Source organism: Neisseria sp. P0009.S008 (genome assembly GCF_051958615.1).
GTDB classification, from domain to species: domain Bacteria; phylum Pseudomonadota; class Gammaproteobacteria; order Burkholderiales; family Neisseriaceae; genus Neisseria; species Neisseria subflava.
In genome coordinates, this window is record NZ_JBQCVG010000021.1 from 1 (window position 1) to 15,367 (window position 15,367).

Annotated in this window: 17 protein-coding genes and 1 pseudogene; 9 read left to right on the plus strand and 9 right to left on the minus strand. The window is 47.7% G+C overall.

Going from position 1 to position 15,367, the window contains the following annotated elements; genetic code table 11:
* The 4 genes and pseudogenes from ACTHSQ_RS10820 to iscX form a co-directional block, all read right to left on the minus strand.
* Positions 1-101: pseudogene (locus ACTHSQ_RS10820) on the minus strand (IS481 family transposase); the annotation flags it as partial.
* Positions 102-222: 121 nt separating this feature from the next.
* Positions 223-2,499, minus strand: coding sequence for a 5-methyltetrahydropteroyltriglutamate--homocysteine S-methyltransferase (gene metE, locus ACTHSQ_RS10825; RefSeq protein ID WP_440371978.1), 2,277 nt, complete (start codon positions 2,497-2,499; stop codon positions 223-225).
* An 89-nt stretch (positions 2,500-2,588) separates the two neighbouring features.
* Positions 2,589-3,470, minus strand: a complete 882-nt coding sequence (gene metF, locus ACTHSQ_RS10830; protein ID WP_285070806.1) for a methylenetetrahydrofolate reductase — start codon at positions 3,468-3,470, stop codon at positions 2,589-2,591.
* A 172-nt stretch (positions 3,471-3,642) separates the two neighbouring features.
* Positions 3,643-3,840: a Fe-S cluster assembly protein IscX gene (gene iscX, locus ACTHSQ_RS10835; RefSeq protein WP_003682097.1), complete on the minus strand. Its 198-nt coding sequence runs from the start codon at positions 3,838-3,840 to the stop codon at positions 3,643-3,645.
* Positions 3,841-4,158: 318 nt separating this feature from the next.
* On the opposite strand from iscX, the gene ACTHSQ_RS10840 reads away from it, so the two are divergent.
* The gene (locus tag ACTHSQ_RS10840; RefSeq protein WP_440371979.1) at positions 4,159-4,776 is read left to right on the plus strand and encodes a hypothetical protein; all 618 of its coding nucleotides are present in this window, start codon (positions 4,159-4,161) and stop codon (positions 4,774-4,776) included.
* Positions 4,777-4,852: 76 nt separating this feature from the next.
* On the opposite strand, the gene fdx is transcribed toward ACTHSQ_RS10840, so the two are convergent.
* The 4 genes from fdx to hscA form a co-directional block, all read right to left on the minus strand.
* A complete protein-coding gene (fdx, locus tag ACTHSQ_RS10845; RefSeq protein ID WP_003686005.1) occupies positions 4,853-5,194 on the minus strand; it encodes an ISC system 2Fe-2S type ferredoxin in 342 nt (113 codons plus the stop codon).
* Between the two features lie 92 nt (positions 5,195-5,286).
* Complete coding sequence (locus tag ACTHSQ_RS10850) at positions 5,287-5,649, minus strand: TIGR02328 family protein (RefSeq protein WP_003686166.1); 363 nt, start codon at positions 5,647-5,649, stop codon at positions 5,287-5,289.
* Positions 5,646-6,275, minus strand: coding sequence for a GIY-YIG nuclease family protein (locus tag ACTHSQ_RS10855; RefSeq protein WP_049328583.1), 630 nt, complete (start codon positions 6,273-6,275; stop codon positions 5,646-5,648). Before ACTHSQ_RS10855 ends, ACTHSQ_RS10850 begins: the two co-directional genes overlap by 4 nt.
* Positions 6,276-6,357: 82 nt before the next feature.
* Positions 6,358-8,217, minus strand: coding sequence for a Fe-S protein assembly chaperone HscA (gene hscA / locus ACTHSQ_RS10860; RefSeq protein WP_440371980.1), 1,860 nt, complete (start codon positions 8,215-8,217; stop codon positions 6,358-6,360).
* Positions 8,218-8,462: 245 nt separating this feature from the next.
* Here hscA and rpsF point away from each other — a divergent pair, with 245 nt between their 5' ends.
* The 5 genes from rpsF (at position 8,463) to mltB (ending at position 11,128) form a co-directional block, all read left to right on the plus strand.
* The gene (gene rpsF, locus ACTHSQ_RS10865; RefSeq protein ID WP_003686150.1) at positions 8,463-8,834 is read left to right on the plus strand and encodes a 30S ribosomal protein S6; all 372 of its coding nucleotides are present in this window, start codon (positions 8,463-8,465) and stop codon (positions 8,832-8,834) included.
* Entirely contained in the window at positions 8,831-9,133 is a 303-nt protein-coding gene (gene priB / locus ACTHSQ_RS10870; protein ID WP_193699280.1) for a primosomal replication protein N, read from the plus strand. Before rpsF ends, priB begins: the two co-directional genes overlap by 4 nt.
* Positions 9,134-9,139: 6 nt before the next feature.
* Positions 9,140-9,370 carry a 30S ribosomal protein S18 gene (rpsR, locus tag ACTHSQ_RS10875; protein ID WP_003678863.1) on the plus strand — a complete coding sequence of 77 codons (231 nt, stop codon included), beginning with the start codon at positions 9,140-9,142 and terminating at the stop codon, positions 9,368-9,370.
* A gap of 16 nt (positions 9,371-9,386) precedes the next feature.
* Entirely contained in the window at positions 9,387-9,839 is a 453-nt protein-coding gene (gene rplI / locus ACTHSQ_RS10880) for a 50S ribosomal protein L9 (RefSeq protein ID WP_003678862.1), read from the plus strand.
* A 209-nt stretch (positions 9,840-10,048) separates the two neighbouring features.
* Positions 10,049-11,128 carry a lytic murein transglycosylase B gene (mltB, locus tag ACTHSQ_RS10885; RefSeq protein ID WP_440371981.1) on the plus strand — a complete coding sequence of 360 codons (1,080 nt, stop codon included), beginning with the start codon at positions 10,049-10,051 and terminating at the stop codon, positions 11,126-11,128.
* A 60-nt stretch (positions 11,129-11,188) separates the two neighbouring features.
* Here the strand turns inward: mltB and ACTHSQ_RS10890 are convergent, their stop codons facing one another.
* Positions 11,189-11,752: an aldose epimerase family protein gene (locus ACTHSQ_RS10890; RefSeq protein ID WP_440371982.1), complete on the minus strand. Its 564-nt coding sequence runs from the start codon at positions 11,750-11,752 to the stop codon at positions 11,189-11,191.
* A 347-nt stretch (positions 11,753-12,099) separates the two neighbouring features.
* Between ACTHSQ_RS10890 and dnaX the strand changes: the two genes are divergently transcribed.
* The 3 genes from dnaX to ACTHSQ_RS10905 form a co-directional block, all read left to right on the plus strand.
* Positions 12,100-14,100 carry a DNA polymerase III subunit gamma/tau gene (dnaX, locus tag ACTHSQ_RS10895; RefSeq protein WP_440371983.1) on the plus strand — a complete coding sequence of 667 codons (2,001 nt, stop codon included), beginning with the start codon at positions 12,100-12,102 and terminating at the stop codon, positions 14,098-14,100.
* Positions 14,101-14,190: 90 nt separating this feature from the next.
* The gene (locus tag ACTHSQ_RS10900) at positions 14,191-14,526 is read left to right on the plus strand and encodes a YbaB/EbfC family nucleoid-associated protein (RefSeq protein WP_003678854.1); all 336 of its coding nucleotides are present in this window, start codon (positions 14,191-14,193) and stop codon (positions 14,524-14,526) included.
* 292 nt (positions 14,527-14,818) lie between these two features.
* On the plus strand, positions 14,819-15,367 hold a 549-nt coding region (locus tag ACTHSQ_RS10905), incomplete at its 3' end, for a hypothetical protein (RefSeq protein WP_440371984.1).

A 15,367-nucleotide genomic window follows, 5' to 3' on the forward strand; every position in this document is an offset into this window, starting at 1 on the left:
CGGCGTGCCAGGGAGGTGACGCTTTCCTTCCCCTGCGTGTAGGCCAGCCAAATGGCTTGGCGGTGGTGCGGGGTGAGTCGGGTGTTTTTGTGCATGTTCATGTTTCAGTATTCTCCTGGAAATACTGTAAACAACGCTACTAGTTTCTACACGCTGGTCTAAATATCGATAAAGAAAAAAGGCCGTCTGAAAATTTTCAGACGGCCTTTCATCTAACTCACATTATTTAGCCAGTTCGGCACGCAGTTTGTGGGTTACGTTCATCATCACTTGGAGTTGTTCCAGAGTTTCTTTCCAGCCACGTGTTTTCAGGCCGCAGTCTGGGTTAACCCACAGACGTTCAACCGGTACAACCTCGATGGCTTTGCGCAACAGATGCTCAACTTCAGCTTCAGTCGGTACGCGTGGGCTGTGGATGTCGTAAACACCCGGGCCGATGTCGTTCGGGTATTTGAATTCGCCGAACGCGGTCAAGAGCTCCATATCGGAACGTGAAGTTTCAATGGTGATGACGTCAGCGTCCATAGCAGCGATGGCAGGCAGGATGTCGTTGAACTCAGAATAGCACATATGAGTGTGGATTTGGGTGCTGTCTTCGCAACCGGTAGAGGACAGACGGAAAGATTCGCCGGCCCAGTTCAGGTAGGCATCCCAATCGGCACGTTTCAAAGGCAGACCTTCGCGGATGGCAGGTTCGTCGATTTGGATGACTTTGATGCCTGCTTTTTCCAGATCCAATACTTCGTCGTTCAGAGCCAGTGCGATTTGTTTGCACACGGTAGCGCGTGGAATGTCGTTGCGGACGAAAGACCATTGCAGAATGGTTACAGGACCGGTCAACATACCTTTCATCGGGCGTTTGGTCAGGCTTTGCGCGTAAGTAGACCAAGCCACGGTCATGGCTTCAGGACGGCTTACGTCACCGAAGATGATAGGTGGTTTAACGCAGCGTGAGCCGTAGCTTTGTACCCAGCCGTATTGGGTGAATGCAAAACCGCTCAACAGTTCGCCGAAGTATTCAACCATGTCGTTACGCTCGGCTTCGCCGTGTACCAGTACGTCCAAGTCCAGTTTTTCTTGCTCTTCAACCACCAAGGCGATTTCTTTTTTCATCGCGGCTTCGTAATCGGCGGCAGACAGTTCGCCTTTTTTGAAGGCTGCACGTGCTTGGCGGATTTCGGTAGTTTGTGGGAAAGAACCGATGTTGGTAGTCGGCAGCAGAGGCAGATTCAACCATGCTTGTTGCGCTTTGATACGGTCTGCAAATGGAGATTTGCGTTGGTCTGCGTTGGCAGGCAAATCGGCCAGGCGTTTGGCAACGTCTGCACGGTGGATTTCGCTGCTGTTGGCACGGGAGTCGGCAGCAGCTTGGCTGGCGGCCAGTTCTTCGGCAACAGAATCACGACCTTCGTTCAATGCGGCTTTCAGAACGCGCAATTCTTGGGTTTTTTGCAGGGTGAATGCCAACCAAGAGTACAGGTCAGGTTTGTTGGCTTTCAGTTTTTCTTCAACTGACAAGTCAAATGGAGTGTGCAGCAGAGAGCAAGAGCTGGAGATCCACAAACGGTCGCCCAGTTTGGCTTGCAGAGGTTCAACAGTTTCCAAAACTTTGTTCAGGTTGGCGCGCCAAATGTTGCGGCCGTCGATAACGCCGGCAGACAGAACTTTGTCGTAGTCAGCAAATGCGTCCAGCTGTTCAGGAGCGCGTACCAAGTCGATGTGCAGGCCGTCAACAGGCAGGGATTTCAACAATGCGGCGTGTTCGGCAACGGAACCGAAGTAAGTGCTCAACAGGATTTTGGCGCTTACTTTGTTCAAAGTAGCGTAAACGTCTTTGTATGCTTCTACCCATTCTTTAGGCAGGTCAACAGTCAAAGCAGGCTCGTCGATTTGAATCCACTCGGCACCGGCTTCAACCAAAGCAGTCAGGATTTCAACGTAAACAGGCAACAGTTTAGGCAACAGGCTCAGACGGTCGAATTCAACAGCGCCTTTTTCTTTACCAACCCACAGGAAAGTCAACGGACCCACAACGGTCGGTTTGGCTTTCAGGCCCAAAGCTTGGGCTTCTTGCAGCTGTTGAACGTAGTGTTTGGCGTTCGCTTTGAATTCGGTATCGGCGTGGAATTCAGGCACCAGATAGTGATAGTTGGTGTCGAACCATTTGGTCATTTCGATAGCGAATTGGTCTTTGTTACCACGGGCCAGTTGGAAGAATTGTTCCAAAGACAGGTTTTGGCTGTCGAAGCCGAAACGGGCGGGGATGGCACCGGTGGCAACTTGCAGGTCGAGGATGTGGTCGTAGAAAGTGAAATCGCCTGCAGCAACGAAATCAGCGTTGGCAGCAGCTTGGTGTTTCCAGTTTTTCTCGCGCAAGTCTTTAGCAACAGCCAGCAATTCTTGCTCGCTGATTTCTTTGCGCCAGTATTTTTCTTGTGCGAATTTCAATTCGCGGAAGGCACCGACGCGCGGGAAGCCTGAAAAATGCAATGTTGTCATGTTAACTCTCCTAGTTGGAATTTTTAATCAGGCCGGTATGGCCTGAATGTTCGATATTGTAAATCAGAATGGGGAGGCCGTCTGTTTTATTAACGGGGGCGCACACCCAAAATATGGCAGATGGCGTAAGTCAGTTCGCTGCGGTTGAGGGTGTAGAAGTGGAAGTCTTTGACACCTTCGCGCGAGAGGACTTTGACCATGTCGATGGCGATGCTGGCGGCAACAAGGTTGCGCGTGCCTTGGTCGTCATCCAAACCTTCGTACATTTTAGACAGCCAGCTTGGGATTTTGACGTTGGTCACTTGGGCCATTTTGGTCAATTGTTTGAAATTGGTTACAGGCAGGATGCCGGGAACGATTTCAACGTCAATGCCCATCATCACGCAACGGTCGCGGAAGCGCAGATAGCTTTCTACGTCGAAGAAGAATTGGGTAATAACGTGGTTTGCACCCGCATCAATTTTGCGTTTCAGATTTATTAAGTCGGCTTGTGCGGATTTGGCTTCCGGGTGAACCTCAGGATAGGCCGCTACGGAAATGTCGAAGTCGGCAACGGAGCGCAACAGTTTAACTAAATCTTCGGCATAGAAAGGTTTTTTCTCGTAGCCGGGCGGCTCGTCGCCACGCAGGGCAACGATGCGGCGGATACCGCTGTCCCAATAGTCTTTGGCAATTTGACGCAACTCGTCAGGGCTGGCATCGATACCGGTCAAGTGAGGGGCAGCTTCAAGGCCGGTTTCTTGTTTGATGCGTTTAACAATGCTGTGTGTGCGGTCGCGCTCGCCTGAGTTTGCACCGTAAGTTACGGAAACAAATTTCGGGTGCAAGGTTTGCAGGCGATGGATGGAATCCCATAACATGGTTTCCATTTGTTCGTTTTTCGGCGGGAAAAATTCGAATGAAACGTTGATGTCGCCTTTCAAATCGGAAAGGCTGTGATTTAATGCGTTAATTTCTCTAGCGTGATTCATGCTTATGCACCTTCTGCATATCTTTTATTTGTTGTCAGACTGCATAATAAATTTGAGGTCAGTATGAGTCAATTTCGAAATTTTCCGAAATTGTATGAATAGATTTAATAAAGACCTCAGGCTGTCTGAAAAAACAGCCTAAGGTCTTGTTTGATAGGAAGGGGAAGAAAGCTTATTCTGCTTCATCTATCCATGCTTGTTGTACGGCTTCGAGAATGCGCTCGCCGCAACGCGCCGGATCATCGTCAAATTCAGGCAAAGCCATAATCAGATCACGCAATTGGGTAAAGCGTACGGTTTTCGGATCGATGCTGTCGCCGTGTAAGTCGTAGAGTTCTTCGGCGATGCGTTGGGTATCTGTCCATTTCATGATGTGTTCCTTTATTTGGTCTTTAGGCTGTTGGTGAACATTTTAATCAAGAAGTAGGCGGACTGCCAGAATGTTTTACTGTAGATGCGGATATAAATAATGCGGGTATTTTTTAACAAAATAGCATATTTGCGTTAAAATACAGCACGGCACTTAAAAAAACCACGGCACATTCGCTTTGAATTTGCCGTTTTATATATTTTATTCCGTTTTTAATGATGGTTTGCGCATGAATAATTTACATTATCCCAATGCAACCAAATCATCTGGAACGGCTCTTAATACGAAATCCATCACGTAAAAATAAAAGGAAAAATGATGAATAACGCACTCAACGCCAAATTGTCCAAACTGATTTACGCGCTTGCTTCAGATGATTCAGAGTATCTGGCCAAAGCAGACGCATTTGACCGTTTGCTGTTGTTGGTTCGCGAATTTTATCGCCTGCTGGATGAAACAAAGGATTTGAAGCAGCTGGTGTTCCGTCTGTATTACGGCAAACACTATGGCTTAATTAAACTGGATGCCGCTTCACTTAATGACGATGCAGGCGCATTGAGGTTGAAACGTTGGATGGTTTATTCGCGTATCGCAGAGCGTATCGAAAATTGCGGCAAACATTTGTCGGTCGCGCTTGAAGATGCGGTGTTGGAAAATGGCGCGGACAAATCTCATTATATAGATGAAGCCAATGCCATCATCGAGCGTTTCGGTTTGGCAAGAGATAAGGCTGCACTTTCGGCGATAGAGGCAGAGGAAGCGTTGAAGGCAGAGCAAGAGTTGCAGGCGACAAGCGAGCCTCAAAAATCTGTTCCTAAGCATCACGGCAATATGCATCAAATCAGAATTCAAGAAAAAATCGAAAATTATTCTGCTACTCAGAAAGTGGCTATGCAGATTTCCCGTATGCGTTTTATTTTCCCTCATATCAAATAATTTGCTGCATAACCAAAAGGCCGTCTGAAAACCATGAATTTGTGGTTTCAGACGGCCTTTTTCATTAAGCCTTGTTCTAGTGGTCTTCACGCGCATGGTTGATCGTATATTTGGGGATTTCTACGACCAAATCTTCATCGGCAACGACCGCCTGACAGCTCAAACGTGAATCGGCTTCCAAGCCCCATGCCTGGTCGAGCAGGTCTTCTTCCAATTCGGTCGGTTCTTCCAGGCTGTCAAAACCTTTGCGGATAATCACATGGCAGGTGGTGCAGGCGCAGGATTTTTCGCAGGCGTGATCGACTTCGATGTCATGGTCGAGCAGTACGTCAAGGACGGTTTGACCTTCGGGCGCATCTTCGATAACCGCGCCTTCAGGGCATAATGTCGCGTGTGGGAGTACGGTAATTTTTGGCATTTTTATTGTCTCGGTTGTTTAAGAGTGGTTGTGGTTAAAGCGGCTTCAGACGGCCTTGGGTATTCAATATTCAGGCCGTCTGAAAAATGGGTTTATAACATGATGCCTTTATTTCTTAAATTTTTCAGACATTCGTCCAAGTAAGCATCATCATGTTCGGCATAAATCGGCGAAGTAGCTGTTTCAGCCGCGTGTGAATGGTATGGGACAACGGCTTTACCGCGATATAGCGGGTCTTTCCATAAAGCATCGGGTTTGTAACCGCGCCTTTCCATCTCTTTCATAATCAATGCGTGATACAGATAGAGTTTGTAGGGCGAATGGGTAAAAACGTAATTAACCGTCGCATGCGGCCTGCCCCAGCCTGCTCCGCGTAAAGCGGCGCATTCACGGTGTTGCCCCAAAAGCTGGGCGCGGGGGAGTAGGGGGATAAGGGTTTGATGCCAGAGTCTCATTGTGATTTAAATAATTCTGAATAATCTTCGTAAGCTATCTTCAAATCCTTTTTTGAGTACGTAGTATAAATGTGAAGACCATCTTCAATTTCAGTGGTTAGCTTTGATCCGCTTTTCCCAAAGTATTCGTCTTTATATAGACGGACTTTGGAATTTTTGGGTTTATATGCATTTTCTGAAGAGATGAGATTTCTTAATATGGAAGGATTTTGTTGGTGCTTTTCCTTAATAAAGGAGATAAATGCACTTCTGTTTACTTCAAAGATTTTTTCTTGATGATGTTCTTTGACAGTTTTTTCAAAACCTAACTCTGCTATTTCATTTTTAGGAAATACAATTTCGCCTCTTAATGAGAGAAAAAGCCTTTTTACAAGATTTTCATCAATTGCAAAAAGCTCAGTTTCTCCTATTTGGCTTTTGCCGAAAATTTCATGAAGTAAGGTTTCTTTTTCTTTATAGTTGTCGGTTTTAATGGCTAGAATGCGTTCTAATCCGGCAACGTTTGCGTAGCCGTTGTTTTCCAAATGGCGCATTCTAATTTCAAAATTATTTTCGTCAGTAATACCAATCTTATATACACCTTTGATGACGGTTTTCATCAGGTAGACAATACCTGCTTTTTCCATTGTTGTCCTTTATTTTTATTTCTGTGAGATGACATCTTTTCAGACGGCCTTTTATCAAAGGCCGTCTGAAATTGTTTAGGCATCAAATATTATCAACGCTTTGACCAGTCAACGCACGTTGGATGTTGCGGTTCATGCGCTTGGCGGCGAAGTTGTCGGTGCTGTGGCTGAGTTTGGCGACGGCGGCACGAATGTCTTCGGCTTTACCGTCTTTCAGACGACCTTGCAAATCGGCGATGTCTTGCTGGATTTGTGCAAGCTCTTCGGTATCCAGCAAATCTCTATCCAATTCAAGGGCGGCGTTGACGGCATCGGTCAGGCTTTCAGCTTCGACTACGGCTTCGGCGCGTGCGCGTGCGGCCATGTCTTCGGCAGCGTTGCTCATGCTGTCTTTGAGCATTTGGGTAATGGTGCTGTCGTCCAAACCGTAGGAAGGTTTGACTTCGATTTGCGCCTGTACGCCGGTACTTTGTTCTTGAGCAGAAACGGACAGCAAACCGTCGGCATCAACTTGGAAGGTCACGCGGATACGCGCTGCGCCTGCGGCCATGGGCGGAATGCCGCGCAGGGTAAATTTGGCAAGGCTGCGGCAGTCGGAAACGAGTTCGCGCTCGCCTTGTACGACGTGTATCGTCATGGCGGTTTGACCGTCTTTGAAAGTGGTGAAGTCCTGCGCGCGCGCGGTAGGAATGGTGGAGTTGCGCGGGATGATTTTTTCGGCAAGACCGCCGTAGGTTTCCAAACCGAGTGACAAAGGCGTAACGTCCAGCAGCAGCCATTCGCCGTCGGTTTTGTTGCCGGCAAGGACGTTTGCCTGTATGGCGGCACCGAGTGCGACCACTTCGTCGGGGTTGAGGTTGTTCAGCGGGGTTTGTCCGAAGAAGGTGGCGACCGCTTGTTGGACGTGCAGCATACGGGTGGAACCGCCGACCATAATCACGCCTTTGACATCCGCCTTAGTCACGCCGGCATCTTTCAAAGCCTGTTTGACGGGCTCGATGGTTTTTTGTACCAGATTTTGGGTCAGATTGTGAAACTCTTGGCGGGTAATGACGGTATGAACTTTATGGCCGTCTGAAAGTGTGGTTTCAATGACGGCTTCAGTTTGAGTGGTCAGTTTTTCTTTGGCGCTACGGACAAGGGAAAGCAGAAGCTGGCTGTCTTGTTCGTTGAGTTTGGAGAGGTTGTTTTGTTCGAGCAGGTAGCAGAACAAACGATGGTCGAAGTCGTCGCCGCCCAATGCGCTGTTGCCGCCGGTGGCTTTCACTTCAAACAGGCCTTTGGTCAGTTGCAATACGGATACGTCGAATGTGCCGCCGCCTAAGTCATAAACAACAAACGTGCCTTCTGATGCGTTATCCAGTCCGTAGGCGATTGCGGCGGCAGTCGGTTCGTTAAGGAGGCGCAAGACATTCAAGCCCGCCAAACGCGCGGCATCTTTGGTGGCTTGACGTTGGGCATCGTCAAAATAAGCGGGTACAGTAATGACGGCACCGACCAAATCGCCGCCCAATGTTTCTTCGGCGCGCAATTTGAGGGCTTTGAGGATTTCTGCCGATACTTCGATAGGCGTTTTCGCACCTTGACGGGTGTTTAACTCGACCACGCGCTCATTGGGTGTAAATCGATAGGGCAGGTATTGCGCCTCTTGTGCGAGGTCGGTAAGGGTGCGGCCGATCAGGCGTTTGGCCGAGCTGATAGTATTGAGCGGATCGGTTTTTTGGGCGGAAAGGGCGTTTTTGCCGACTTCAACTTCGCCATCCAAATAGCGGACAACCGAAGGCAGGGTGGAGCGGCCGTCTGAATCGGGCAGGCAGACTGCGCTGCCGCTGCGGACTGTGGCAACCAAGCTGTTGGTTGTGCCTAAATCAATGCCTACGGCGAGGCGGTGTTGATGGGGGGCGGCGGACATGCCGGGTTCTGAAATCTGCAAAAGAGCCATGATTGTGTGCCTTCTGATGCTGTATTTATTAGGATGGGGCAGATTTTAGCAGATTTTTGGCAGATAGTTGAGTGGTTTGCTAGGAAATAACCATAAGGCCTAATGTTGTTTTTTAATTGAAAAGAAAGTGGATTTTGAATCCGGACTTGTATTATTTAAGAAATGCGGATAAAATTCAGCCTCTTTGCCTTGCCTTTTACTTCGCATGGTGAAAGGCTGTTTTTAATCATCCATAAGGAGATAACATGCGTCATTACGAGATCGTGTTTATCGTTCATCCTGATCAAAGCGAGCAAGTGCCTGCTATGGTTGAACGTTACAAAACCATGATTACTGAAGCCAGCGGTAAAATCCACCGTTTGGAAGACTGGGGCCGTCGTCAATTGGCTTACCCAATCAATAAAATCCACAAAGCACACTATGTTTTGATGAATATCGAAACTACTCCTGAAGTGGTTGAAGAGCTGGAAACTGCTTTCCGCTTCAATGATGCCGTACTGCGTCACCTGACCATCAAAACAAAACACGCTGTAACTGAAGCTTCCCCAATGCTGGGCGGCGAAAAAGCAAAAAACTTGCTGAACGGTGCAGCTGAAGAAGTTGCAGCAGCCGAATAAGATTGAACAATCTGATTAAGCTTACCGCCCGTATCTTGCAGGTTCAGCCTTTGAGATATACCCCGGCAGGAGTTCCTGTTTTAGATGTTGTGTTGCAACATGAGTCTTGGCAGGAAGAAAACGGACAGAAATGTCTGGTCAAGTTTGAAATTCCTGCGCGGATTTTAGGTAAGCAGGCTGAGGAATGGCAGTATCGGCAAGATGCTATCATCGAGTCGGAAGGATTTTTGGCGCAACGCAGCCAACGCTTCCCCAAGCCGGTACTACGCATACAGAACATTAAAGAATATAAAGGTTAAACGACAATGGCTCGTCAATCATTCAAACGTAGAAAATTCTGCCGCTTTACGGCTGAAAAAATCCAAGAAGTTGATTACAAACAAGTTGATTTGTTGAAAGACTTCATCTCTGAAAACGGCAAAATCATCCCTGCCCGCATTACTGGTACTAAAGCACACTACCAACGTCAGTTGGCTACTGCTGTGAAACGTGCCCGTTTCCTGGCTCTGTTGCCTTACACCGATCAACACAAATAATTTTGGAGTTTAAATCATGCAAATTATTCTGTTAGAAAAAATCGGCGGTCTGGGTAACTTGGGTGACATCGTTACCGTTAAAAACGGTTACGCACGCAACTTCCTGATCCCTGCCGGTAAAGCAAAACGTGCAACCGAAGCCAACATGAAAGAATTCGAAGCACGCCGCGCTGAATTGGAAGCCAAACAAGCTGAAATCTTGGCTGATGCTAAAGCACGTCAAGAAAAACTGGAAGGCCAAACCATTACTGTTGCTCAAAAAGCCGGTGTTGATGGTCGTCTGTTCGGTTCTGTTACCAATGCCGACATCGCTGAAGCGATTGTTGCTGCCGGTATCCAAGCTGCTAAAGCAAACGTACGTCTGCCTAACGGTCCTTTGAAAGCTGTTGGCGAATACGAAGTGGAAGTGGCTCTGCATACTGATGCTGTTGCTAAAATTACCGTTGCTGTTGTTGCAGCCGCTGAGTAATTGATTCATTCAAGGCCGTCTGAAAATCAAGGGTTTCCTTGGATTTCAGACGGCCTTGTCTATGTGCTTGAGCCGAAGCAAATTGGTGCCGAGTTTCTATATTTTTTGGCTGATTAAAAAGTATGGCAGTTGGCATAGAGAGATGATGTGTTGGACGAATATTCTTTTGTATTCGGATTTATCATAGTATTTTAATAAAGAGATTATTTATGAATAAAATCAAAATCTTTGGGATGGGTCTGGCTGCTTTGGCTCTGGCTTCATGTAGTACCCCGCAAAAGCCTGCTGTTGATACGGCAAAACCGGTTGAGCCTGTTTCTTCTGCAAAACGCCCTGTATTTGATGCTGCGGCTGAATCTGTTGCCAGCAGCGGTTTCAATGAGAACGTCAATGTTCAGCAGTTTATCCAATATGAAGTGAAAAACCGCCGTTTCAGTGCGGAAGAGTTGCGTAATTTCTTTAATGGCGTGGTGTATAAAGGTAACATTATTACCATTATGTACCGTCCAAGCACTTCGCGTCCTTGGTATGAATTCCGCACCGGTAACTCTGGTGCGGTCAAATTTAATGGCGGTAGACAATTCTATGCGGCAAACCGTGCCGTAATCGATGATGTGGCACGCAAATACGGCGTACCTGCCGAATTGATTGTGGCGATTCTTGGTATCGAAACCAATTATGGTAAAAATACAGGCAGCTTCCGCGTTGCCGATGCCTTGAGTACATTGGCCTTTGATTATCCACGCCGTGCCGAGTTCTTCCAAAACGAGTTGAGCGAACTTTTGCTGATGGCAAAAGAAGAAAAAGAAAATATCTTTGACTTCAAAGGCAGCTATGCCGGTGCGATGGGTATGCCGCAATTTATGCCTTCAAGCTACCGTAAATGGGCGGTAGACTATGATGGTGATGGTCATCGCGATATTTGGAATAATGTCGGCGATGTGGCGGCTTCTGTCGCCAATTATATGAAGCAGCATGGCTGGCAGACAGGCGGCAAGATGGTTGTGCCGGTAAGTCTGACGATTACTCCGCACTTGCAGGCGATTATCGATGAGAAAACAGCTTTGACACGCACTGTCGCAGATTTCAAAGCTTTGGGTGTGGTGCCTCAAGCTGCTGTTGCGGATAATGAAAAGGCTGTGTTGTATGCTTTGGAAACCAGTCCGGGCGTATTTGAATACTATTTGGGCCTGAATAACTTCTACACTGTATGGCAATACAACCACAGCCGTATGTATGTAACAGCGGTGCGCGATATTGCGAATGCAATCAATAACAATGGCCTGTAAGCCATAAGAAAACCACCCTTTGGGGTGGTTTTTAAGTATTTGGGGCTTTTACAGAACATTTTAAGCCATCAGTCTGATTTTCATGGCGTAACGTTTTTTGCTGTGCCCTGAAACAAACTGTCCGCCTCGTGCAGGGGATAAAAATGCATTGCCTTCTGCGGTTGGCTCTGCACAAGTATATTGGCCGTTTCGATCGCTCCAGAGGGCGTACACAGGCAGATTGTGGGTGCGGATATCCAGTTTCAAGCCGTCAAATGCAACACGTGCATCTTGATTGGCGGAAACAAATTCGGTATGGGAGATATAGTCGGCATCGTATGGGGCGCCGTTGAAATCAAATTGTGTGCCGACAGCGGTAAAGTAGGGATGGAATCCAGGGGATGTGCGGACGGGCGATTCGCCGTAATTGCAGACAGTTAGGATGGCGATGGCTTCATTTTCGTTAGGCAGGCTGTAATCAAGCAACCATTCGACGTGTTCATAGCCTTTTTCTGTGCTGATTAATTTCAAGCCGATATCCGATTCATTTTGATGGCGGATTTCCCAGTCTGAAGTTCTGCCGAAATCATGTTGGGCCAGATGATTTTTGCTGTCCGGTCCGAATTGAGGTAAGTAGACGTGCATGCCGCCGCGTAATTTGGTGTCATCACCCACTTGAACGCTGGTTTTCGGAAATAAGACTTCCCGTCCTTTTAGAGTCTGGGAATCGATATATCCCCCATTGTATTGACTTGCATGGTGGCTGATTGGTTGCGTAGTATGATTTCAGGCATAATGATTTGAGCTTTAACTTGGTTATCATTTGTGTAGCATTCTAACATTGCGATGACATGCTGTCGCCGTCGACTTGACAGAAAATCCTTAATAAAAATCAAAAAAATGCTAGAATATATGCCATTTTCTGAGGCCGTCTGAAGAGCGGATAATTCTTTTCAGACGGCCTTCCGATTTATTTCCCGTAGAGAAACAACATGGCTTATCAAGTTCTTGCACGAAAATGGCGTCCGAAAACCTTTGCCGATTTGGTCGGTCAGGAACACGTCGTCAAAGCCCTGCGCAACGCGCTGGACGAAGGCCGTCTGCACCATGCCTATCTGCTGACAGGGACGCGCGGTGTGGGCAAGACCACGATTGCCAGGATTTTGGCCAAGAGCTTGAACTGCGAAAATGCCGTGCATGGCGAACCATGCGGTCAGTGTGAAAGCTGTACGCAAATCGACAGCGGCCGTTATGTGGATTTATTGGAAATCGACGCGGCATCGAATACCGGTATCGACAATATCCGCGAAGTGTTGGAAAACGCGCAATACGCGCCGACTGCGGGTAAATACAAAGTCTATATCATCGACGAAGTGCATATGCTTTCCAAAAGCGCGTTCAATGCCATGCTGAAGACTTTGGAAGAGCCGCCTGAGCACGTTAAATTCATTTTGGCGACCACCGATCCGCACAAAGTCCCCATTACCGTATTGAGCCGCTGTTTGCAGTTTGTTTTACGCAACATGACAACCCAACAGGTTGCCGAGCATTTGGCACATGTCCTGGACCGTGAAAACGTTCCTTATCAGCCGCAGGCTTTGCAGCTTTTAGGCCGCGCCGCCGCCGGTTCGATGCGTGATGCGTTGAGTCTTTTGGATCAGGCGATTGCCATGGGTTCGGGTAAAGTTGCCGAACAAGATGTCCGCCAAATGATCGGAGCGGTCGATAAACAATATTTGTTTGAATTGCTTGAGGGAATCATCAATCAAAACGGTGAGGCCTTGCTGGAAAAAGCTCAGGAAATGTCCGCCAGAGCAATTGGTTTTGACAGCGCATTGGCAGAATTGGCCATGCTGTTGCAACGTTTGGCTTTGATTCAAACCATTCCTTCCGCCTTAGCGAATGATGACCCTGAACGTGAAACTTTGCTACGATTAAGTCAGGCTTTGAGTGGCGAGCAGATTCAGCTTTATTATCAATGTGCTATTCATGGCAAACAGGATTTGCCGCTGGCTCCGGACGAGTATGCCGGTTTTGTCATGACGCTTTTGCGCATGCTTGCATTTGCGCCGTTGGCTGCTTCGGGTTGCGATACGCAAAGCCAAATTGAACACACGGATTTGCATTCCGACCATCAGAAAGCTGAGGCCGAAAAAAAGCCTTTTCAGCTGCCGAAATCTGAGCCGATAGCAGCACCGGCGGTTGAGAAAGAGGCTGCTCCTGCCAAGCAGGATACTGTTGAAAGGTCGTCTGAAGAAACCGTTCAGTCTGCCCAGCAGCAGGCGGATGTGCCGCCTTGGGAGGAAATGCCAAGCCAAGTATCGGTTGAGTCGCCTCAAACTCAAGCGGCGCAGATGCAAGAAGCAACGGAGCCATTGCCTGTTGCAAAAGTTCAGAAAGCCCCTGCGCCGGAAGAATATCCGCACATGGATGAGGAAATTCCGCCTCCGTATTTTGATGAAGCATATACATATGAAGATTCACACCATGCTGATGTGATGGAAGTGCCACAGCCGGTTGCGTCTGCTGAGTCTGAAGAAGAGGAGGGTGATGAAGAAGAGCTTCAGTTCGCTCCTTTGCCTGAGTTTAAAACAGAGAATTGGCACAGCATTATCGAACGCTTCGCCCGTAAATTAGGCGCGGCGCAGATGTTGGCGCAAAATGCGGCATGGACAAGTTATGATGCGGAAGCAGGTTTAATCATGCTGTCGTTGACGGATGAGGCCAAAGCGACTGCCAATAAAGAGCGCTTGGATAAAATCTGCCAGACGTTGAGCGAGGCATACCATCTTGGCAATTTAAGGCTGCAGACCGAGCCTTGGCAGGATGATAAAGGCTGGGAAACGCCGGTTATGCGCCGCAAGCATATTCAAGAAGAAGGGCGGCAGCAGGCGCAAGAATTGCTGGAAGCGGATACAACGGCGCAGAAAATTTTGCAAACCTTTGAAGCACAATGGCTGCCGGATTCTTTAGAGTTGGCAGGACATTCTTAAAATACTGATATACAAGGTCGTCTGAAAGGCAAGAGCGTTTTTCAGACGGCATGAGTGAAACCCATTTATTCAAACCCATAGGAGTAAAACATGTTCGGAAAAGCCGGATTAGGCGGTCTGATGAAACAGGCTCAACAAATGCAGGAAAACATGAAAAAGGCACAAGCCAAGCTGGCTGAAACTGAAGTTGAAGGCGAAGCAGGCAATGGTTTGGTGAAAGTTGTGATGACGTGTTCGCACGTTGTCCGCAAACTTGAAATCAGCCCTGATTTGATTCAAGAAGCTGCTGACGACAAAGAAATGCTGGAAGATTTGGTATTGGCCGCCATCAATGCCGCTTCTGAAAAAGCCGAAGAAACGACCAACAAAACCATGGGTGCGTTTACCCAAGGCCTGCCAGCAGGTATGGGCGATTTCTTCCGCTAAACCCGCGCTGCAAAGCAAACAAAGGTCGTCTGAAACGCCAAAAATCAGTTTCAGACGGCCTTCGTATTATCTGTTTTGCAGATTGAAATCAATATATCGGCAGTTATTCCGCCGCAGGCATATTGAGTGTTTATTGCATTCAAACCCGCTCAATCAATATTATAGTGGATTAACTTTAAACCAGTACGGCGTTGCCTCGCCTTGCCGTACTATCTGTACTGTCTGCGGCTTCGTCGCCTTGTCCTGATTTAAATTTAATCCACTATAAAAACCAACCGATACACCAAACAAAATGAAACCGTCCCTTCACATCCGCTCACTTCTTTTAAGCTGTATATTCGCCGCAACAAGCATAAACAGCTTTGCCACCGCAACCATCATTACTTCTCCGGACAAGCAGTTCAGCGTCAGAAAAGTCTGCAACCACAAAACCCAGGAATGCTCTTTCTTTGCAGGCAAAAAAGCCATCGAAAAAAATCTTCCCGAAGACAGGACAAGCTATGAATGGCTTGGCAATACCTTCGCATTAAGAACCAGCTTTGGGTCGTATGATTCCTACACCACTTTCGCCGACCGTACACACAAGCCCCATACACTTTCCTCCGTCATCGCCACCGACAGCAAAACGCAATGCGCCGTGACCGCAGATAATAAAGGTGTGTCGTTCTACTCGCTGTTCCGCGACAAACCCGTCAAATTCATTGCTGCAAACGATAAAAAATTCAGCTTCTCTCAAGATGTTGCCTCGTTGGAATCCGTCGTCAAAGCAGAGTTCAAAGGCAAGAAAGTCCATATGACGTATATGAACAAAGCCGAACGCAATGTCTCGGTCGTTTTAGAC